This window comes from Paraburkholderia sp. 40 (genome assembly GCF_050434105.1).
GTDB lineage: Bacteria > Pseudomonadota > Gammaproteobacteria > Burkholderiales > Burkholderiaceae > Paraburkholderia > Paraburkholderia tuberum.
The window spans coordinates 1,235,051-1,255,668 of sequence record NZ_JBNPVY010000004.1 but is presented as its reverse complement, the minus strand read 5'-3'; the positions used below and the strand labels follow the sequence as shown (position 1 = coordinate 1,255,668).

General features: G+C 64.1%; 16 protein-coding genes and 1 tRNA gene. 10 read left to right on the top strand and 7 right to left on the bottom strand.

Annotation, left to right across the window (positions count from 1 at the left end; all coding sequences use genetic code 11):
* The first annotated feature begins 174 nt into the window (after positions 1-174).
* Both OKW28_RS27395 and cysE read left to right on the top strand, forming a co-directional pair.
* Entirely contained in the window at positions 175-1,005 is an 831-nt protein-coding gene (locus tag OKW28_RS27395) for an RNA methyltransferase (protein ID WP_429450351.1), read from the top strand.
* A gap of 257 nt (positions 1,006-1,262) precedes the next feature.
* Complete coding sequence (gene cysE, locus OKW28_RS27390; RefSeq protein WP_429450350.1) at positions 1,263-2,099, top strand: serine O-acetyltransferase; 837 nt, start codon at positions 1,263-1,265, stop codon at positions 2,097-2,099.
* Positions 2,100-2,144: 45 nt separating this feature from the next.
* On the opposite strand, the gene OKW28_RS27385 is transcribed toward cysE, so the two are convergent.
* The 4 genes from OKW28_RS27385 to OKW28_RS27370 form a co-directional block, all read right to left on the bottom strand.
* Positions 2,145-2,942, bottom strand: coding sequence for a UDP-2,3-diacylglucosamine diphosphatase (locus OKW28_RS27385; protein ID WP_429450349.1), 798 nt, complete (start codon positions 2,940-2,942; stop codon positions 2,145-2,147).
* Between the two features lie 63 nt (positions 2,943-3,005).
* Positions 3,006-3,500 (bottom strand): peptidylprolyl isomerase, encoded by a 495-nt coding sequence (locus tag OKW28_RS27380; RefSeq protein WP_090800697.1) that lies wholly within the window; start codon positions 3,498-3,500, stop codon positions 3,006-3,008.
* A gap of 126 nt (positions 3,501-3,626) precedes the next feature.
* Complete coding sequence (locus OKW28_RS27375; protein ID WP_090800696.1) at positions 3,627-4,208, bottom strand: peptidylprolyl isomerase; 582 nt, start codon at positions 4,206-4,208, stop codon at positions 3,627-3,629.
* A gap of 50 nt (positions 4,209-4,258) precedes the next feature.
* The gene (locus OKW28_RS27370) at positions 4,259-5,050 is read right to left on the bottom strand and encodes a tetratricopeptide repeat protein (RefSeq protein WP_184057269.1); all 792 of its coding nucleotides are present in this window, start codon (positions 5,048-5,050) and stop codon (positions 4,259-4,261) included.
* Positions 5,051-5,300: 250 nt separating this feature from the next.
* Between OKW28_RS27370 and cysS the strand changes: the two genes are divergently transcribed.
* The 6 genes from cysS to OKW28_RS27340 all read left to right on the top strand — a co-directional run bounded on the left by cysS (position 5,301) and on the right by OKW28_RS27340 (position 12,426).
* Complete coding sequence (cysS, locus tag OKW28_RS27365; protein ID WP_429450348.1) at positions 5,301-6,698, top strand: cysteine--tRNA ligase; 1,398 nt, start codon at positions 5,301-5,303, stop codon at positions 6,696-6,698.
* A 47-nt stretch (positions 6,699-6,745) separates the two neighbouring features.
* Positions 6,746-7,855 (top strand): DNA-3-methyladenine glycosylase family protein, encoded by a 1,110-nt coding sequence (locus OKW28_RS27360; protein WP_429450347.1) that lies wholly within the window; start codon positions 6,746-6,748, stop codon positions 7,853-7,855.
* A 128-nt stretch (positions 7,856-7,983) separates the two neighbouring features.
* Positions 7,984-8,955 carry an acetyl-CoA carboxylase carboxyltransferase subunit alpha gene (locus OKW28_RS27355; RefSeq protein ID WP_013089750.1) on the top strand — a complete coding sequence of 324 codons (972 nt, stop codon included), beginning with the start codon at positions 7,984-7,986 and terminating at the stop codon, positions 8,953-8,955.
* Positions 8,956-9,008: 53 nt separating this feature from the next.
* Positions 9,009-10,484, top strand: a complete 1,476-nt coding sequence (gene tilS / locus OKW28_RS27350; protein ID WP_429450346.1) for a tRNA lysidine(34) synthetase TilS — start codon at positions 9,009-9,011, stop codon at positions 10,482-10,484.
* 415 nt (positions 10,485-10,899) lie between these two features.
* Positions 10,900-12,150 carry an aspartate kinase gene (locus OKW28_RS27345; RefSeq protein ID WP_090800687.1) on the top strand — a complete coding sequence of 417 codons (1,251 nt, stop codon included), beginning with the start codon at positions 10,900-10,902 and terminating at the stop codon, positions 12,148-12,150.
* A gap of 182 nt (positions 12,151-12,332) precedes the next feature.
* Positions 12,333-12,426: transfer RNA gene (locus tag OKW28_RS27340), tRNA-Ser, on the top strand.
* A gap of 275 nt (positions 12,427-12,701) precedes the next feature.
* Here OKW28_RS27340 and OKW28_RS27335 read toward each other — a convergent pair.
* From OKW28_RS27335 to OKW28_RS27325, 3 genes are all read right to left on the bottom strand, one after another.
* Positions 12,702-13,892, bottom strand: a complete 1,191-nt coding sequence (locus OKW28_RS27335) for a porin (RefSeq protein ID WP_429450345.1) — start codon at positions 13,890-13,892, stop codon at positions 12,702-12,704.
* A gap of 61 nt (positions 13,893-13,953) precedes the next feature.
* Positions 13,954-16,389 (bottom strand): TIM-barrel domain-containing protein, encoded by a 2,436-nt coding sequence (locus OKW28_RS27330; RefSeq protein WP_429450344.1) that lies wholly within the window; start codon positions 16,387-16,389, stop codon positions 13,954-13,956.
* Between the two features lie 19 nt (positions 16,390-16,408).
* Positions 16,409-17,695: an MFS transporter gene (locus OKW28_RS27325; RefSeq protein ID WP_429450343.1), complete on the bottom strand. Its 1,287-nt coding sequence runs from the start codon at positions 17,693-17,695 to the stop codon at positions 16,409-16,411.
* A gap of 465 nt (positions 17,696-18,160) precedes the next feature.
* On the opposite strand from OKW28_RS27325, the gene OKW28_RS27320 reads away from it, so the two are divergent.
* Together OKW28_RS27320 and OKW28_RS27315 are read left to right on the top strand one after the other, a co-directional pair.
* Complete coding sequence (locus tag OKW28_RS27320) at positions 18,161-18,508, top strand: hypothetical protein (protein WP_429450341.1); 348 nt, start codon at positions 18,161-18,163, stop codon at positions 18,506-18,508.
* A 192-nt stretch (positions 18,509-18,700) separates the two neighbouring features.
* Positions 18,701-20,617 carry an extracellular solute-binding protein gene (locus tag OKW28_RS27315; protein WP_429450339.1) on the top strand — a complete coding sequence of 639 codons (1,917 nt, stop codon included), beginning with the start codon at positions 18,701-18,703 and terminating at the stop codon, positions 20,615-20,617.
* The last annotated feature ends 1 nt before the right edge of the window (position 20,618 follow it).

Sequence of the window (20,618 nt, the reverse complement as noted above, 5' to 3'; positions counted from 1 at the left end):
CGCCCTCGCGCATGCTCGCTCACGTGCGGATGATGTACCGCACAGGCGCCCGCCGGTGTCGGTCAGATGCTGCGCCCTCGTCCGCGCGTGTGGCTCGCGCGTGCGTCTGATTCGGCATAGGTGCCCGTTGGCGCTACCATACGCGTCTTGAGTCCTAGCCAGCCGAGTTTCATCGTGGATCACACCCACCATTCCTCCGACCCCGCCGTGGCCGATTTGCGCGGCGGCTTCACGTCGACGCGTTTCGTGTTGGTCGAGCCCAGCCATCCGGGCAATGTCGGCGCCGCGGCGCGCGCGCTGAAAACCATGGGCTTTTCGCGGCTCGTGCTCGTGTCGCCGCGCGTGCCGAACGTGCAGAACGACCCCGAAGCGATCGCGATGGCGAGCGGCGCCGATGACGTACTCGCCTCCGTGCACGTGGTGCCGTCGCTCGCCGATGCACTGACTGGCGTGCACTGGTCGATTGCGCTGACCGCGCGGCTGCGCGAATACGGTCCGCCGCAATGGACGCCGCGCGCGGCTGCCGCCGCCGCGCACGCAGAGGCGATGCACGGCGAGATCGCGCTGGTGTTCGGCAACGAGCGCACGGGCTTGTCGAACGAGGACGTCGAGCGATGCAGCGCGATCGCGCATATTCCGGCCAATCCGGCCTATAGCTCGCTCAATCTCGCGCAGGCGGTGCAGGTGCTCTCCTACGAACTACGCACCGCGTACCTCGGCGCCGACGAAGCGAGCGACGGCGCACCCACCGCGGGAGCACACGCGGCGTCGGCCGAATCCGCCGCTCCACGCGCGCAGATGGCGGCCAGCGACGAGATCGAGAGCATGTTCGCGCATCTGGAAAGCGCACTGGTCGCGCTCGAGTTTCTCGATCCGGCCAATCCGAAGAAGCTGATGTCACGGCTGCGGCGGCTCTTCGCGCGCTCGGGCCTCGAGCGCGAGGAGGTCAACATCGTGCGCGGCATCGCCAAGCACATCCTGCTCAAGACCAGACGGACCGGCTGACGGTCCGTTGACCAGCCCGTGACGGCGCACCTGATGCGCCGCCTTCGTCTGACGACAACCTTGCAGGTGACGGGGACTTCCGGCAGGTTTCGCGCAATCGCCCTACAATCCACGAAACGTTAGAAGCAAAGCTGCCGCCGTGCTAAGCGGCAGCGATGCCGTTCGCTATGGCGCGAAATGCAGAGTCCCGCGCATGCGCAAACCGCGCGGATTCGCTCACGCAGACGGTTTTCCCTCCCAACAATACGGTCGCTGCCATGTTCACGAGACTTCGCGAAGATATCGCCACCATCCGCGAGCGCGATCCCGCCGCCCGCAGCGCATGGGAAGTGCTCACGTGTTATCCGGGGCTGCACGCGCTCGTGCTGCATCGGATTGCTCACGCGTGCTGGCGCGCGAAGCGCCGCTGGCTCGCGCGTTTCGTGTCCCAGATGGCGCGCTTCATGACCGGCATCGAGATTCATCCGGGCGCGACCGTCGGGCGGCGCGTGTTCATCGATCACGGCATGGGCGTCGTGATCGGCGAGACCGCGCAGATCGGCGACGACTGCACGATCTACCAGGGTGTGACGCTCGGTGGCACGTCGCTCACGCGCGGCGCGAAGCGGCATCCGACGCTCGAGCGTGGTGTGATCGTCGGTGCGGGTGCGAAGGTGCTCGGCGGCTTCACCGTCGGCGCGGACGCGAAGATCGGATCGAACGCGGTCGTGACGAAGCCGGTGCCCGCGCGTGGCACGGCGGTCGGCAATCCGGCGCGGATCATCGTGCCGGCCGCGGCGGCTGCGAACGGTGCGAACGGTGCGAACCCGAATGTGAACAACGCCGCGCGTGACGCGAAGCGCGGCAGCGAAATCAGCGCGTTTTGCGCATACGGCATCACGCCCAACGCGGACGATCCGGTTTCGCTCGCGATTCACGGTCTGATCGACCATGCGGCTACTCAGGCGCGACGTATCGATGAAATCGTCGATGCGCTCGAGCGGCTCGGCACGAGCCTCGAAGGTCTGCAAGGCGCGGATGCAGCGTTGCTCGATTTGCGGCGGCTATCGGCGGCGATCGCGGGGAAGGTGGAGGGGCTGGCGGGGGAGCGCTAGGTATCGGCGCCTCGGCAGCGCGAAGCGCACGCCGTACCCACGAGGTCAATCCAGCGGCAGCGCTCGAATCCCCTCGGCATCGATCTTCAGATAGCCGCCCCGGCGCTCGCCGTGATCGAGATCCCAGTCGGGCAGAACCCAGCGCGTGCCGCCCGGCTCGCGATGCCGCGCGGGCAGATGGGTATGCCCATGAATGATCGTCGCGGTCTTCGATTTCCTGAACAGCGCGGCGACACCTTGCGGGGTCACGTCATACTTGATCGGCATCGGCCGCATGCGGCCATGCTCGCTCTTCGAGCGCATGTTCTCGGCGAGCTTGCGACGCCAACGAAATGGCCACGCGAGAAACAGAATCTGCGCGAGTCGATTGCGCGCGAAACGCCTGAACAACTGATAGCCGCGATCCGCGGTGCACAGACCATCGCCATGGGCGAGCGCAATGCGCGTGCCGAACGCGGTAATCACGAACGGATCGGGCAGCCAGATCGCGCCGGCCGCTTTCATGAAGCGCTTGCCCAGCAGAAAGTCGCGGTTGCCGTGCATGATGTAAAGCGCGATGCCGCGCTCGGACAGCGTGTGCAGCAGCGCCGCAATATGGGCGACGAACGGCTCGCTCAGCATGTCGTCGCCGACCCAGTACTCGAACAGATCGCCGAGGATGAACACCGAGTCGGCCGCTTCCGCGCTCACGCGGATGAAATGCTCGAACGCGGCGAGCGTGCGCGGAATCGCCTCGCTCAGATGCAGATCGGAGAGGAAGAAAAAAGGGCGCGCGGCGTGCGGGCGTTGGCCCTCGCCTGGCACGCCCGCGGCGACGCTTCGCAGCGGCGTCTCTTGCAGCATTGAAGGTGCCTGATTTCAGTTCAAACGAGTCGACACCCGCATGAGGTGCGACTCACTCACGGTTTAGCCGACGACGACAGCTTTTTCGATCACGACGTCATCGACCGGCACGTCCTGATGGAAGCCCTTCGAACCGGTCTTGACCTTCTTGATCTTCTCGACCACGTCCATGCCTTCGACGACCTTGCCGAACACCGCATAGCCCCAGCCTTGCGGCGTCGGCGACGAGTGGTTCAGGAAGTCGTTGTCGTTCACGTTGATGAAGAATTGCGCGGTCGCGGAATGAGGGTCGTTGGTACGCGCCATCGCGATCGAGCCGTTCTCGTTCTTCAGACCGTTGTTCGCCTCGTTGGTGATCGGCTCGGCCGTCGGCTTCTGCTTCATGCCGGGTTCGAAGCCGCCGCCCTGGATCATGAAGCCGTCGATCACGCGGTGAAACACCGTGTTGTCGTAGTGGCCGGCCTTGACGTAGTTCAGGAAGTTCTCGACCGACTTCGGCGCCTTTTCGGCGTTCAGCTCGAGTTTGATGAGGCCGTGGTTCGTATGCAGTTCAACCATGATGGAATCCTTTGATGAACAGGTGGATAAAAGGCGCGTCGCGTCGTCATGCGCTGACGACCGGCCGCGCCGGGGCGTTGGTTGGGGCCGGGCTTCGGCCGCGCGGGTTCGCTTGCCCGTTCGTTTTTACTTGCTCACCACCGTCGCCGACTGGATCACGATCGGCTTCTGCGGCACATCGCTCATCGGGCCGCGCGTGGTGGTGGGCGTGGCTTCGATGCGTTTCACGACGTCCATGCCGCTCGTGACCTTGCCGAATACCGCGTAGCCGTTGCCGTCCGGATTCGGGTAGTCGAGATTGGCATTGTCCACCGTGTTGATGAAGAACTGCGCGGTGGCCGAATTCGGGTCGCTGGTGCGCGCCATCGCGATCGTGCCAGCGGTGTTCTTCAGACCGGTGCGGCTCTCGAGCGGAATCGGCGCGCGCGTCGGCTTCTCGACGAAGCTCTGCGTATAGCCGCCGCCCTGGATCATGAAGCCCGGGATCACGCGATGGAAGATCGTGCCGCTATATTGGCCGGCTTTCACGTAGTCGAGGAAATTGGCGACCGTCTTTGGCGCTTTCTCGGGATACAGCTCGACGCGGATGTCACCCTCCGACGTCTTCAGCAGCACGGAAGGATGAGCGGCCTGCGAACCGGACTGCGCAAAGGCGGGTGCGTTTGCGATCAGGGCGGCGCTGCCGAGCGCCAACATCAACCATTTCATGAAAGTCCTCGGGGTTGGAGAAAACTTGCGGCAGGCAACGAGCCCGGCGCTCAGCGCGACGGCGCCATGTACGGCGGCATGGCGAGCGAGCCATTCGGGCCGCCGAACTGGAAGCTCGGGCTGTCCGTGATGTTCGACGTGGGGTGCGCGGCGGGCACGGTCGTCTGCTCGGCGGCAGGCTGCGACGCCGCGGCAGCGGGCGTTGCCGGCGACACGACCTTCTGGATATCGGCGAGACGCTGCGCGGTCCTCGGGCTCGCCTTGCCGAGGCTCTCCGCGCGACGGTACGCGGCATCGGCGAGGCGCAGATAGAGGTCACCGAGGTTCTCGAACGCGAGGCCGTAGTTCGGATTGACCTGGGTGGCCATCTCGAGCGCCGCGCGCGCTTCGGTCAGACGGCCTTGTCTCGCGAAGAGTGTGGCGAGGTTGTTGTACGGCTCGGGCAACTCGGGATACAGCTGCGTGAGTTCGGTGAACGCTGTGATCGCTTCGTCGTCGCGATTCAGATGCACGAGCACGTTTGCGCGTTTGAACTTCGCTTGTGCGTCGCGCGGATTCGCGGCGACGCGCGCATCGAGTTGGGTCAGCGCGGCTTGCCAGTTTTTCTGCGCGATCGACGCGTCGATTTCCGGCGTATTGTCACGCACGGCGGGGCCTTGCGGCATCACCGCGGTCTTCTGCGCATAAGCGCTCGCGACCGGCACCGCGGCAAGTGCGGCAACGACGGTGACGCGCCACGCGAGGGCACGCGCCGCTTCGAAAGTAACGCCACCGACAACGTTGCCAAACGCAGTCGCGGCGAGGGTCGCAGCGCTGTGCGCGCGGCCGCTGGAGTGTTTCATAGGCTCGGGTCTGGATGTTATACTCCGAGCCATTCTAACAAAAGGTCTGCGCGTTCCGTCGAACCGCCGACTGTCTTTTCGCCACTCGTGGCCGTCTCCGCCCGGTTCGCAGCCTCGTCTGCAGCCTGATCGCCGCACGAGGTGCGCCGGTTTCAGCTGTATGCGATGCACCCGTTATCCTGTTCGTTTCGCGGGTCGCGGCGCGCATGAAGCACAATGCGGACTTCTTTCGGCCCACGCACCGCTCTCTATGGAATCTCTGCGCATTTACAACACGCTCGCGCGTGACAAACAGACTTTCGTGCCGCTGCGCGAAGGTGTCGTGCGGATGTACGTCTGCGGGATGACCGTGTACGACTATTGTCACGTCGGTCATGCGCGGGTGATGGTCGTGTTCGACATCGTGCAGCGCTGGTTGCGTGCGCTTGGCTACAACGTGACCTACGTGCGCAACATTACCGATATCGACGACAAGATCATCAGGCGCGCAGTCGAGAACGGTGAAACCATCAAATCGCTGACCGATCGCTTCATCGCCGCGCTGCATGAAGACGCGGACGCGCTCGGCATCGAGCGTCCGGACATCGAGCCGCGCGCGACCGACTTCATTCCGCAGATGCTCGGCATGATCGAGACGCTCGAGAAAAACGGCTACGCCTACCAGGCGAGCGACGGCGACGTCAACTACGCGGTACGCAAATTCGCTGGCTACGGCAAGCTGTCGGGCAAGTCGCTCGAAGACCTGCGCGCTGGCGAACGCGTCGCGGCCAACGACGCGAAACAGGACCCGCTCGACTTCGTGCTGTGGAAGCAGGCGAAGCCCGAGGAACCGGCCGACACCGGCTGGGATTCGAAGTACGGGCGCGGTCGTCCCGGCTGGCACATCGAGTGCTCGGCGATGGGCTGCACGCTGCTCGGTGAACAGTTCGACATTCACGGTGGCGGCCAGGATCTGCAGTTTCCGCACCACGAAAACGAGATCGCGCAAAGTGAGGCCGCGACCGGACAAACATTCGTCAATTACTGGATGCACAACGGCTACGTACAGATCGACAATGAGAAGATGTCGAAGTCGTTGAACAATTTTTTTACGATTCGCGAAGTGCTCGCGCAGTACGATGCAGAGGTGGTGCGTTTTTTCATCGCGCGGGCGCATTACCGCTCGCCGTTGAACTACAGCGACGTACATATCGACGACGCGCGCAATGCACTCGCGCGTTTGTACACGGCGTTGAAAGACGTGACGCCCGATAGCGCCGTGCTCGACTGGAACGAAGCGTACGCGCAGCGTTTCCAGGCGGCAATGAACGACGACTTCAACACGCCGGTGGCCGTGTCGGTGCTGTTCGAACTGGCCACCGAAGTGAACCGCACGCGCGACCCCGCGCTGGCCCGTCAATTGCGCGCGCTTGGCGCGGTGCTCGGGCTGCTCGGACGCGAACCGCGTGCATACCTGCAGCAGGCAGCGGGTGCTGCAGCCGAAGGCGCGCTCGAGCCCGCCGCGATCGAAGCGAAGATCGCCGCGCGCATCGCCGCCAAGCAGGCAAAGGACTATGCGGCAGCAGACCGGATCCGGGCCGAATTGCTCGATGCCGGCGTTGCCCTTGAAGACAAACCCGGCGGGTTGACCGAGTGGCGGCGCGTGTGAGCGCACCTCGTACTTCCCTCTGAACGACTCGCCAGGCAGGAGGCAGGATGGCAACGGCCACGAAGACGCCGGCTAAACGCGCGGCGTCTCAAACCAGTGCGGCAGCCGCGGCATCGGCTGCCGCAGCGTCGGCTGCCGCAGCTCAGTCGACTCGTGCGGGCGGCGGCGCGGTAGACAAAGCGCCCTCGAAAGCGGGCGGGGCGGCGGCGAAAGCCGACTCGGCCGCGGCAAAGAAGAGCGCGGCCAAACGCTCGCTCAATGGCGCGGGCACTGAAGCTGCCCACGCGCCTGCGAAACGCGCGAAAACGGCGTCGCGTGCGAAGGGCAACGGTGCGTTGCCGGCCAAACTCGCGGCCGAGCTCGCCGGCGACGTGCAGGAACTCGCGCGCGACACGAACGCGGGCGAAGTCGTGCGCAAGACGCGCGTATCGGCCACCTCGGCGAGCACGGCCAGCGCGGGCGGCGAAGCGGCCGGTGTCGCATCGCTCGCGAACGAAGTCGCGGTGCCGGTGCAGATCGGCGGTCTCGCGCCTGAAGTCACGCGTCCCGCGTATTGGGACAAGGCGTGCGCGGATCTCGTCAAGCGCGATCGCATTTTGAAGAAGCTGATTCCGAAGTTCGGCCCCGTGCATTTGCTGAGTCGTGGCGATCCTTTCGTCACGCTTGCGCGCTCGGTGGTCGGTCAGCAGATCTCGGTCGCCTCGGCGCAGGCCGTGTGGACGAGGGTCGAAATCGCGTGTCCGAAGCTCGTGCCGCAGCAGTTCATCAAGCTCGGTCTCGAGAAGCTGACCGCGTGCGGTTTGTCGAAACGCAAGGCCGAGTACGTGCTCGATCTCGCGAGGCATTTCGTGTCGGGCGCGTTGCACGTCGGCAAGTGGACGTCGATGGACGACGAGGCGGTGATCGCCGAACTCACGCAGATTCGCGGCATCGGCCGCTGGACCGCGGAGATGTTCCTGATTTTCAACCTGTCGCGTCCCGACGTGCTACCGCTCGACGACCTCGGCCTGATCCGCGCGATCAGCGTCAACTATTTCAGCGGCGAACCCGTCACGCGCAGCGAAGCGCGCGAGGTTGCCGCGAACTGGGAGCCGTGGCGCACCGTGGCGACCTGGTACATGTGGCGTAGTCTCGATCCGTTACCGGTCGACTACTAAAGAAGAACCGGAAACGAAGCCGTTTCAAAGACTATCGCGTATATGATGTCGATAGTTGAGAAATGGTTTTGACATTGGCGCACGCGGTTAGAATACGCGCTGCCCGGTAAGTCCAAGGATTACAACCAATGAAGACCACGTTTCTGGATTTCGAACAGCCGATCGCTGAACTCGAAGCGAAGATCGAAGAATTGCGCTTCGTGCAGGACGACTCGGCCGTCGATATTTCGGAAGAGATCGAGCGGCTGTCCAAGAAGAGCCAGCAGCTCACCAAAGATCTGTATGCGAACCTCACACCGTGGCAGGTTTCGCAAATCGCCCGTCATCCGCAGCGTCCGTACACGTTCGACTACGTGAGCGAGCTGTTTACCGATTTCCATGAACTGCATGGCGACCGCAGCTTCGCCGACGATCTTTCGATCGTCGGTGGTCTCGCGCGGTTCAACGGCCAGGCGTGCATGGTAATCGGTCATCAGAAGGGCCGCGACACCAAGGAGCGCGCGCTGCGCAACTTCGGCATGCCGCGTCCGGAAGGCTATCGCAAGGCCGAGCGGCTGATGCGTCTCGCCGAGAAGTTCGGCCTGCCGATCTTCACGTTCATCGACACGCCCGGCGCGTACCCGGGCATCGGCGCGGAAGAGCGCGGCCAGTCCGAAGCGATCGGCCGCAACCTGTACGTGATGGCCGAGCTGAAGACGCCGCTGATCGCGACGATCATCGGCGAGGGCGGCTCGGGCGGCGCACTCGCTATCGCGGTGGGCGACAGCGTGCTGATGTTGCAGTTCTCGACCTACTCGGTGATCTCGCCGGAAGGCTGCGCATCGATCCTGTGGAAAAGCGCCGCCAAGGCACCGGAAGCAGCGGAGGCGCTCGGCCTGACCGCGCATCGTCTGAAGGCGCTCGGTCTGATCGACAAGATCGTCAACGAGCCGCTCGGCGGCGCGCATCGCGATCCGAAGGGCATGGCGGCGATGCTGCGCCGTGCGCTCGCCGATTCGCTGCGCCAGTTCCAGGGTATGAGCACCAACGACCTGCGCGAACGCCGTTTCGAACGGCTGATGGCGTACGGCAAATTCAAGGAAACGACGCCGGGCGCATAAGCCCGCGCGTTGGCCTGTCTCTTTCGTCCACCGGCGCTTTCCGCGCTAACGACGTGACCACCACCGCCGACTCATCCGCCGAGCGCCTCGTGATCGAGGCGCTCGGCGCCGCGCTGTCCGGGCTCGATTCGAACGCGCGCATTGCGATCGCATTCAGCGGCGGCGTCGATTCGAGCGTGCTCCTCGATGCGGCGGTGCGCGTCGCGGGTGCGTCGCGCTGTATCGCGCTGCACGTGCATCATGGATTGAGTCCACATGCCGATACGTGGCTCGCGCACTGCGAGGCTTTCGCGCGCGAACGTGGCGTCGAATTCGACGCGCGACGCGTGGATGTTTCGCGCGCGCCGGGCCTGAGCATCGAGGCCGCGGCACGCGACGCGCGTTATCGCGCGCTCGAAGCGATGTGCGCAACGCACGGCATTGGCACGCTATGGCTCGCCCAGCATGCGGACGATCAGGCCGAGACCGTGCTGCTGCAACTGCTGCGCGGCGCGGGGCTCGCGGGTCTCGCGGCGATGGCGCTCGGCACGCTGCCGACAGGTGCGTCGACGACACGTGTGCGGCCGCTTTTGCATCTGCTGCGCGCGCAGCTCGAACACTATGCGAGCGCGCGCAAGCTGCGCTGGATCGACGACGAATCGAACACGGACACGCGTTATGCGCGCAACGCCTTGCGTCATCAGGTGATGCCGGTGCTCGCGGTGCACTTCCCGGGCTTTCGCGATGCGCTCGCGCGCACGGCCGCGCATTCGGCATCGGCGCAGCGATTGCTCGACACGCTCGCGCGCGCCGACATGGAAAGCGCGTCGCGCGATGAAGGACGCGCCCTCGCGCACGACGTGCTGCTCGCTCTCGACGACGATCGCGCGCTGAATCTGCTGCGCTACTGGATGCGTACGCTCGGCTTCGTCGCGGCATCGAGCGCGCGTGTCGCGGATGCACTGCGGCAGTTGCGCGAAGTGGCTGCGGGGCAGGACGGACATCGGCTCCGCATCGATCATGCGGGGCATGCGTTGCGCAGCTATCGCGGTCTCGTCTACTGGGAAGCCGGCGATAGCAGCGAACCCGCCGACGAAACCGCGCTCGTCGAGCGCGAGATCAGTGAACTCGCGTGGCAAGGGCAAGAGATCTGGCATTTGCCGCAATGGCGCGGCACGTTCGTGTTCGCGATGGTGGATGCAGCCGCTGCTTCCGACGTAGCCGACGCAACGCACGCAGCGCCACGTAACGAAGCATGCGACATGGTTCCCGTCAGCGTCCTGCAACGAACCTCTCTAAGCGTGCGGGCGCGCCGCGGCGGAGAACGCATGCGCGTCGGTGTGCCGAACACGCCGAGCCGCACGCTGAAGAACCTGTTTCAGGAGCGCGGCATTCCCGCATGGAAGCGCGACGTGCCATTGCTTTACGTTGGCGATGAACTGCTGTTCGTGCCGCTGATCGGCGTGAATCGCGGGACCGTGCGCGACGCATCTCCGGAGCGCGAAGCGTGCGTGAAAATCGTCTGGCGCGAGGATCTGCTGATCGCCTGAGCGCCGGTCGGACAGTCGCGCAAGCCGTGCGTGCAGATGTCGAAAGCGTGAAACCGGGCGCAAATCAGCGATAAAACAGGCCATTGCAGGCCTGATTCGACGCATTTGAGCGCTCGTTGCGTCTTGTCTTTTTGCGCCTTATCAGGTACTTTAGCTTGTTTGCCCGACCCGATTTCGCCGTCGCTTTTGTCGCTATCGGTCGTTAGTGCCGGCAGGCGTGCGTGATCCGTCGTCGCCGTTCAATTCCGATCAGCCATTTGCGATTTCATCCCGGGCAAATCCGCGCGTGCTGCACGCGTGCTGCATCTACGCCGCCACACACTTTGCCGCCGTTCACGAGACGTTGCGCCCCTGTGCTTTCCGTGCGGTCGTCTCCAGCGCGCCAGCGCGGTTTCTCTTCCAGTTCAGAACGACAATGGCACTCATCGTACATAAATACGGCGGCACCTCGATGGGCTCGGTCGAGCGCATCAAGAACGTCGCCAGGCGCGTCGCGAAATGGCACAAGGCCGGCCATCAGATGGTCGTCGTGCCGTCGGCAATGTCCGGCGAAACCAATCGCCTGCTTGGCCTCGCGAAAGAAATCACGACTCAACCGAGCCCGCGTGAACTCGACATGATCGCCGCCACCGGCGAGCAGGTCAGTTCGGGTCTGCTCGCGATCGCGCTGCAGGAAGCCGGCGTCGAAGCGGTCAGCTACGCAGGCTGGCAGGTGCCGGTCAAGACCGATAGCGCGTTTACGAAAGCGCGCATCAGCGACATCGACGGCGAGCGCGTCATGCAAGACCTCGCAGCCGGCAAGGTGGTCGTGATCACCGGCTTCCAGGGCATTGACCCGGACGGCCACATCACGACGCTCGGCCGCGGCGGCTCGGACACGTCGGCAGTCGCGGTCGCGGCCGCGCTGAAGGCCGACGAGTGCCTGATCTACACGGACGTCGACGGTGTGTACACGACTGACCCGCGCGTCGTTGAAGAAGCGCGCCGGCTCGACCGCGTGACGTTCGAAGAAATGCTGGAAATGGCCAGCCTGGGTTCGAAGGTGCTGCAGATCCGCTCGGTGGAATTCGCCGGCAAATATCAGGTGAAAACGCGCGTGCTGTCGAGCCTGACCGATCCGCTGATGCCACTCGACGAAGAAATGAAGTCGGGCACCCTGATTACTTTTGAAGAAGACGAGACCATGGAAAAAGCAGTCATCTCGGGTATCGCGTTCCAGCGCGACGAAGCTCGTATCGCCGTGATGGGCGTGCCCGACAAGCCGGGCATCGCGTATCAGATTCTCGGCCCGGTGGCGGACGCGAATATCGATGTCGACATGATCATCCAGAACCAGAGCGTCGAGGGCAAGACGGCATTCACGTTCACGGTTGGCCGCGGCGACTATGCGCGTGCAATGGAAATCCTCACCGGCACGGTAAAGGCGCACGTCCAGGCCGAGCAGGTGCTGGGCGACCCGAAGGTGTCGAAGGTGTCGGTGGTCGGCGTCGGGATGCGCTCGCACGTCGGTATCGCCAGCAAGATGTTCCGCACGCTGTCGGAAGAGGGCATCAACATTCAGATGATCTCGACCTCGGAAATCAAGATTTCGGTGTTGATCGACGAAAAGTACATGGAGCTCGCGGTACGCGCGCTGCATAAGGCCTTCGAACTCGATCAGGCATAAGTGGCGGGAAAAAACGGGGCCGCTCTAGAGCGTCCCGTTTGTTTTGTGGCGTTCATGTGAATGAATTGCGTGATGAGACGCCACGTTGGCACAAATAATGTTCGTCAGACATTGACCTTATCGGCCCGGCCCGCTATTATTTTGGCTTCGTCGCACTGACTCCCTGTGCGACAGAAAGTTTGGGAGACGTGGCCGAGAGGTCGAAGGCACTCCCCTGCTAAGGGAGCATCTGGGCCAAAACCTGGATCGAGGGTTCGAATCCCTCCGTCTCCGCCAGCAATGGCGGCGAAACCCCGCAGAGTCCAGGCTCTGCGGGGTTTTTGTTTTTGCGCGGCTTGATTTTGATCTCGCTCGATACTTCAGCGATGTCAGCGGCATTCCCCGCCCTCCAGCGTGTGACCGCGTCCTACGTGAATAGGCAGGTCTGCTGATCAATGCATGGCGCCGTTAGCCTGCCACGCTGGTCCGCAGAAAACCGCGCCAGATCCAGCGCGGCAGGCAAGGAGTCCGCATGACTGATCCCGTCGTGCCGCTGACCGAGACCGCCTCGCTTAGAACGCGTGCCGCAACCCCACCATGCCGACGAACTGAGACGGACCCGACGACGGCGTCGTGTTCTGCGAGTCGCCGACCACCGCGACCGCGTCGGCGATGGTCACACCGCTGCCCGACGAGATCAGCGACTTGCCGCCTGCATGCTGATAGGCCTCGAGCGCGTACAGCGTGGTGCGCGTCGACAGGTTGTAGGTCTGTTCGAGCGAGATCTGATGATAGTGCGCCGGATCGCTGATGCCGTTCGCCTTGCTTGCCTGGGTGAAGCTATAGCCGCCGCCGACCGTCACGCTCGGCGTGATCCGGTACGTCGCGATCGCACCGTACGTGTTGAACACGGCCTTGTCGAAGAACAGCGAGCCGTGGCCCGGCGCGTACTGCACATTCGAGTAGTTGAGGCCCACCATCAGATCGTGCCACGTATAGCGACCCGCCGCGGCGAACAGCTGCGCGCTGCGCGCGCTGGCGTAACCGTTGTTGACCGGCGAGTTGATCGCGAAGCTGCCGAGCGCCGCGCTCGTCGAAATGTCCTTCAGTTTCACGTAACCGGCTGCGAGCGACACGGGCTGGAAGTCATAACGCAGCGCCGCGCTGAACAGGCTGCCGTTCGCGACGCTGCCGGGCACGCCGCCGAGACCATACTGCGCGCTTGCCTGCAGGCCACCGATCGTCGGCGATAGGTAGGTTACCGAATTATTGAAGCGCAGCGTCGTGTCGAGGGCGTCGAGATCGCCGGGGTGCGCCCCGGTCGCGCCGGTCAGCACGCCGGTCGGTCCGAGCGCGCCGACCATCTGGAAGTAGGGTGTGTACTGGCGGCCGAGCGTCACCGTGCCGTAGCGGTCGTTCGCGAGGCCGACATAGGCCTGGCGATTGAACAGGTAGCCCGCGGTGCTTTGCGCGCCAGTCAGCGAATTGAAGCCGCTCTCGAGCCGGAAGATCGCCTTCGTGCCGCCGCCGAGATCTTCCGAGCCGAGGAAGCCGAACTTGCTCGCCTGCAGGTTGCCTTGGCTCATGTAGAAATTCGAATGCCCCTTCTGGTTGCTGGCATAGGCGAACGCGTTGTCGACGACGCCATACAGCGTGACGCTGCTTTGCGCCGATGCGCTGGTGGACAACGCGGTGCCCGCGAACGGCAGGCAGCAGAGGACGAACGCGCGGGCGCGCGCGCGCTGGCGCTGGTTTATTTTCATGATTGGGATGTCTCCAGACTGATGGGACGGCCTGATCCCTCAGGCCGGTGCGGTGTGTTGTTCAGTGCGGCACCGAAATCGTCAGGCAGCGCCAGCCGTCCGCGGTGTGATCGGTGACGAGCGTGCCGTTAGCGCAGACGACCGCGCGTGTTTCGCGCATCGGCACGAACACGCGCACTTGCGGCTGCACGCGCGGCATCCATTGCGAACGCTCGAGCGTCACCCGCAAAGTGTTTGCGTCGCCCGTCAGCGTGACGTTCCAGCGGCCTTGCTCGCCGTTGCGCCAGGCTTCGGTCTCGCCGTCGTCCTCGATCGAGCCGCCTTGCGCGGTGCCCGCGTCGGCATACGGCACCGCGAGGAATGCGCGTTCGTCGGCGGGGCGGCCAAAATGCTGCGCGGCGATGTTGAGCGGAATCACGCTGCCTTCACGCAGCAGGAACACCGGCCGCTCGAACGGCGCGGGCAACGTGACGGTCTGGCCGCCGTCGAACGTTTCGCCGCTCCAGTACGACACCCAGCGCGAACCGGCCGGTAGATACACGGCGCGCGTGCTCTGGCCCGGATCGACCACTGGCGCGACCAGCATCGACGAGCCGAGCATCATGTCGTCGCCATCGACGAGACAGCGCGGATCGTGCGGAAACTCCGCGAACAGCGGCCGCAGCACCGGCTCGTACGCGCTATGCGATTGCCACAGCAGCTCGTAGAGATAAGGGATCAGGCGATAGCGCAGCTTGATCAGGTCTGCCACGTGCCGCGTGACTTCGGGATGCATCCACGGCTTGTTGACGGTGCCGTCGTCGTTCCACGAGTGAATCGAAAAGCGCGGCAGGAAGATGCCGAACGCGACCCAGCGCACGAACAGCTCCGGCTCCGGCGCTGGACCCGAGAAGCCGCCGATGTCGTGACCGCTATTCGACACGCCCGACATCGCGAGCCCGAGACCCATCTTCAGATTGAAGCGCAGCGTTTCCCACGACGTGTAGTTGTCGCCCGACCACGTCTGTACATAGCGATGCATGCCGACGCCGCCCGAGCGCGACACGAGGAACGGGCGCCTGTCAGGCGCATGCTCGCGCTGCGCGTCGTGCGACGCGCGCATCATCAGTTGCGTCTGCAGCACCTTCGCCTGGTGTGCCGGATACGGCTTGCCGAAGCCGTGCGCGATCGCATGCGGCGACCAGATCTCGAACTCGTTGTTGTCGTTCCAGGTGGCCGCGATGCCGTATTTGAGCAGTGCGTCCTTCACGCGAGCTTTCCACCAGTCGATCGTCGCGGGATTCGTGAAGTCGAGGTACGCGCCGACTTCATCCCAGAACTGCACCCATGCGGGATCGCCATCGGGCGCTTCGATCAACAGGCCGGCGTGGGCGACGTCGTCGAACGCTGGGTGGTCTTGCAGCAGACACGGCTTGATGTTCGCGCACAGACGCACGCCGTGATCGAGATAGCTCCGCACGAAGCCGTCGATGTCCGGAAACTTGTCGTGATTCCAGTTGAACACGTAGCGCTTCGGCCCGATCGACGTATAGCCCGACGACAGATGGAACGAATCGCACAGCACGTCGTGTTCGCGGCAACGCTCGATGAATTTGCCCATCTGCTGTTGCGCGTCCGGCGCGTCGGTATAGCTCATCGTCGAGCCCGAGTAGCCGAGACCCCACTTCGGCATCCACGCGGGACGTCCGGTGAGCCACGTGAAGCGGCGCACCGCGTTGAGTGGCGAGCCGGGCGATGCGATGAAGTAGTAGTCGAGATCGCCATGCTCGGCGATGAAGTGCCGATAGTGACCATGATAGTTGTCGAGTTCACGGCCCATGTCGAAGCGGCAATCGGCGAGCGTGTCGTAGAACAGTCCGAAGCCCGTCGACGTCTGCGGCTGCCACGTCACGTAGAACGGGATGTGCTTGTACAGCGGGTCCGTGGTGCGCGCGCTGTAGCCCATCGCGTCGATGTTGCGCATCTCGTAGCTTTGCCGCGCGCGATCGAGCGAACCGGCACGCTCGCCGAGGCCCACGTACATTTCGTCGCGGCGCCGCTCGACGTAGTGATAGACGCGCGAGTCCCACCAGCCGAAGTTGTACGCCTGGGTCTTGCGATCGCTCATCACGCGATGCCACTTGCCTTCGTGCAGGATTTTCCAGGCGCAGGCGCCGCCTTCGAGCGCCACGCTCACCCGCACGCGCGCCGTTTCGATCACGATGTGACCGGCTGCTTCGTTCACCGTGAACGGCGGCGGCGTGAAGCCGCTCAGGTCGCGGCGCTCGCGGCCTTCGAGCGGCACGTCGTCCATCCCGGGCGCGATCGCCCATGTGCGCGGGCCGCGCGTTTCGCCGTCCGGCAGTACGAGCACGCGGATGATGTCCTCGGCGAGCACGAACAGCTCGATGCGGCAATTCGGCTGCGCGCTAAGCACGACCGGGTTGGCCGCCGGGTTGCCAGCGTGGGGGACGAGCGCGAAGCGCGGCGGATGTTTGAGATTGATCTGTGAACGCATGATGAGTCTTCGAGGAAGGTCAGGCAGCAGTGTTGACGCTCAGTTCGGCGCGGCGCGCGCGGCCGTGGCGCGGCACACCGCGCATCAGGATGATCAGCAGCGTCGCGCCGATGATGTCGAATGCGCCGAGCGCACCGAACAGCGGCGTGTAGCCGATCGAATCGGCGAGCGCGCCGACCATCAGCGAGAAGCCAAGGCCACCGATCCACGCGGCCATGCCCGCGAAGCCGGCGACGGTGCCGACTTCGCCCGGATCGAATACGTCGGCGGCGAGCGTGTTGACGAGCGCCGAGATCATCTGATGCGCGAAGCCGCCGACGCAGAAGAGGGCGATGGCCTGGTAGGGCGACGCGACGAGACCGATCGATGCCGGCCCGATCATCATCAGCGCGCCGAGCACGACGCCCGAGATGCGCGACCAGATCAGCGGCACGCGAAAATGCTTCATCAGGAATGGCGACAGATAGCCACCGAACAGACCGCCCAGGTCCGCGGCTAGAAACGGCAGCCACGCGAACATCGCGATCTGCTTCAGATCCATATGACGCTGCGTGGCGAGATAGAGCGGAATCCAGAAGCTGAACGTCTGCCACGCGGGCTCGGCGAAAAAGCGCGCTTGCGCGATCGCCCAGAAGCGGCGCGTGCGCAGCACTTCACGCACGCTCGCGCGGCGCGCGGTGGGCGGTGCCTGGCCTTCGACGATCGCGGCGCGCTCGGCATCGCTCACGCGCTTGTGCTCGCCGGGCGAGCGGTACAGCACGAACCATGCGGCGGCCCACACGAAGCCGAGCGCGCCAGTCACCGCGAACGCGCTCTGCCAGCCGTAGCGCAGCGACAGGAAAACGACGAGCGGCGGCGCGAGCAGCGAGCCGAGCGAGGTGCCCGCATTGAAATAGCCGACCGCGACGGATTTCTCGCGATCGGGAAACCATTCGGCGACGACCTTCATGCCGGCCGGAATCGCGACCGCTTCGGACAGGCCCATGAAGCCGCGCAGCGCCGCGAGCGAAAACCAGCTGCCCGCGAAACCGTGGAACACGCCGGTCAGCGACCACAGGCACGCGAACAGCGCGAAGCCGAGGCGTAGGCCGATCAGATCGATGATCAGGCCACAGACGGGTTGCATCACCGTATAGCCGACCTGGAACGCGCCGACCACGTACGAGTACTGCCGCGTGTTCATGTGCAGCAGTTTCATCAGTTCGGGCGCCATCACGCCGAGCGCGTTGCGCGACAGATAGTTGACGATCGTCCCAACGCACACGAGGGCGATGATCCACCAGCGCAATCCCTTGATCGTTTTCAAAATCAGTCTCCGTGGCGCATTGAGCGGTTGCTTCCGACGCAGTGCTCGGGTATGCGCGAATTCGAACATTTATTGGTTTTCAATGGAAGTCATCCTACCACTTGGAAACGACCTGGATATCCGGGGAAACCATAGCTATCGCTACATTTTTCCTTGATTTTCGGAATAATTTAATATTTTTTCTGCCTCGTCTCCGAGCAGTGATCGGATGACTGTGGTGAAGAATATCGAGCAGATATGTTCTTTCGAACTTTAAAATGTTCGTTTTCGGGATGTGAGCCAGACCGCGAGCCGGCGCCCGCGCGGAGGGTGCTTTTTCACCGCCGTCTGGCGTGTGTAACCAGACATTACGCCGCCGCCCCGGCGAGGCGATTTTCAGCATCAGTAATTACAAAGTTGAAATACGCGCGTTGCTGCCTTGCGTTATATTTCCGCCAACAAAACATGTTCCTACAAAGGTGATCAATGAAGTCCGCTCGTCTTGTTCCGCTTGTGCTCGGCGTGTTGACGTTGGCTGCATCGGGTGCCGCGATGGCCGCGGGGCTCAACATCGGGGTCAATATCGGCATTCCCGCGCCGGTCTACGTCGCACCGGCGCCGGTCTACGCACCGCCGCCGCCTCCGCCTCCGCCCGTCGTCTATCAGCCGGCTCCCGTGTACTACGGCGGTCCGCAAATCGTGATCGGCTGGCATGGCGACCGTTACTGGGACGGCCGTCGCTACTGGGCGCGCGACGACTGGTATCGCCACCGTCCGCCGGGCCACGGCGGCTATGAGCGCGGCCACTACGACCAACATCGCGGCTGGCACTGAGTCGCCACTGCGTCAGCGCTGAAGCGCGCCAACCGGTCGCAGCGATGACAGAACCGCCCTTGGAGGGCGGTTTTGTTTTTTGTGCTGAAACATCCGTCGCTGACGCATTTCGTCGCAGTCGCCCGCCAGATCGCGCAAGCTAATTGGGTAGAATCCCCCACATCGCCACTGCCCACTTACCAGCACGACTCCATGACAACTGGCTCGCGACGGGTTCAAACGCCTGAGGGACTTCGACACAGTGTGATCCACGGACCCTTGCGCGCCGCGCTCGCCGTCGCGTTGCTGTGCACGAGTCTGTTCGTCGCGCCGCACGCGCATGCCGCGCATGCGATCGCGCAATACGGCGGGCCCAAATATCCGGCCGGCTTCAAGCACTTCGACTACGTCAATCCCGATGCGCCGAAAGGCGGCACGCTCGTGCTCGCGAACCCGAGCCGTCTAACGAGCTTCGACAAGTTCAATCCGTTCACTCTGCGTGGCAATGCGGCGCCCGGCCTCGAATTGATGTTCGAGAGCCTGACGATCGGCAGCAGCGACGAAGTCGCGTCCGCCTACGGGCTGCTCGCCGACGACATCGTCGTCGCGCCCGACGGTCTGTCGGTCACGTTCCACATCAACCCGCGCGCGCGCTTTTCGAACGGCGACCCTGTGACCGCCGACGACGTCAAGTTCTCTCTCGACACGCTGAAGAGCCCGCAGGCCGCGCCGCAGTTCGCATCGCTTTTCAGCGAGATCAAGCGCGCGGTCGTCGTCGATCCGGCCACGGTGCGCTTCGAGTTTCGCGAGCGCAATCGCGAGTTGCCGCTGCTCGCGGGCAGCATGCCGGTGTTCTCGCGCAAGTGGGGGATGAAGCCCGACGGCAGCCGCGTTCCGTTCGACCAGATCGCATTCGAAAAGCCAATCGGCAGCGGGCCGTATCTGATCGACAGCTACGACAACGGCCGCACGATCACGTTCAAACGCGACCCGCACTATTGGGGCGCCGATCTGCCGGTGCGCGTCGGCATGAACAACTTCGATCGCATCGTCTACAAGCTGTATGCCGATAGCACCGCGCGGCTCGAGGCGTTCAAGGCTGGCGAGTACGACGCGCTGGTCGAATACATCGCGCGCAACTGGGTGCGGCGCGACGTCGGCAAGAAGTTCGACAGTGGCGAGTTGATCAAGCGCGAGTTTGCGCAGCACAACGGCACCGGCATGCAGGGCTTTTTCCTGAACACGCGCCGGCCGCTGTTCCAGGATGTGCGGGTGCGCAAGGCGCTCGATCTCGCGCTCGACTTTCAGTGGCTGAACCGCCAGCTGTTTTTCAGCCAGTACACGCGCATCGACAGCTATTTCGCCAACACCGAATGGCAGGCGAAGGGGCTGCCTTCGCCTGGCGAGCTCGCGCTGCTGGAGCCGTTTCGCGCCCAACTCGACCCGGCGGTATTCGGGCCGCCGCCGAAGCAGCCCGATACCGATCCGCCCGGCTCGCTGCGCGCGAATCTGCTGCAGGCGCGCGATCTGCTGCAGCAGGCCGGCTGGACCTATCATGACGGCGCGCTGCGCAACGCGAAGGGCGAGCCGTTCCAGTTCGAGATACTCGACGACTCGGGTTCGGCCTCGTCGATGGAGCCGATCATCGCGACCTTCACGCGCAATCTGCAAAAGCTCGGCATTACCGCGAACTTCCGCACCACCGACTTCGCGGTCTATCAGAAGCGGCTCGACGCATTCGACTTCGACGTGACGACGATTCGCATGCCCGACGTGCAGGTGCCGGGCTCCGAGCAGATCACCCGCTTCGGCAGCAAGGCCGCCGATACCCCCGGCTCGGACAACGCGATCGGCCTGAAGTCGCCGGCCGTCGACGCGGTGTTGAACGCGCTCGTGCATGCGCAAACGCGCGAGCAGCTGACCGATGCCGCGCACGCGCTCGACCGTCTGCTGACGCATGGCTACTATGTGGTGCCGCACTGGTACAGCGGCACGCATCGCGTCGCGTTCAAGCGCGGGCTCGCGTGGCCGAAGACTTTGCCGCTGTACTATGGCGCGGAGGGCTGGATCACGACGATGTGGTGGTACGAGGATCCGCGGGCGCGCACGCCCACGGGCAGCGCCGACTGAT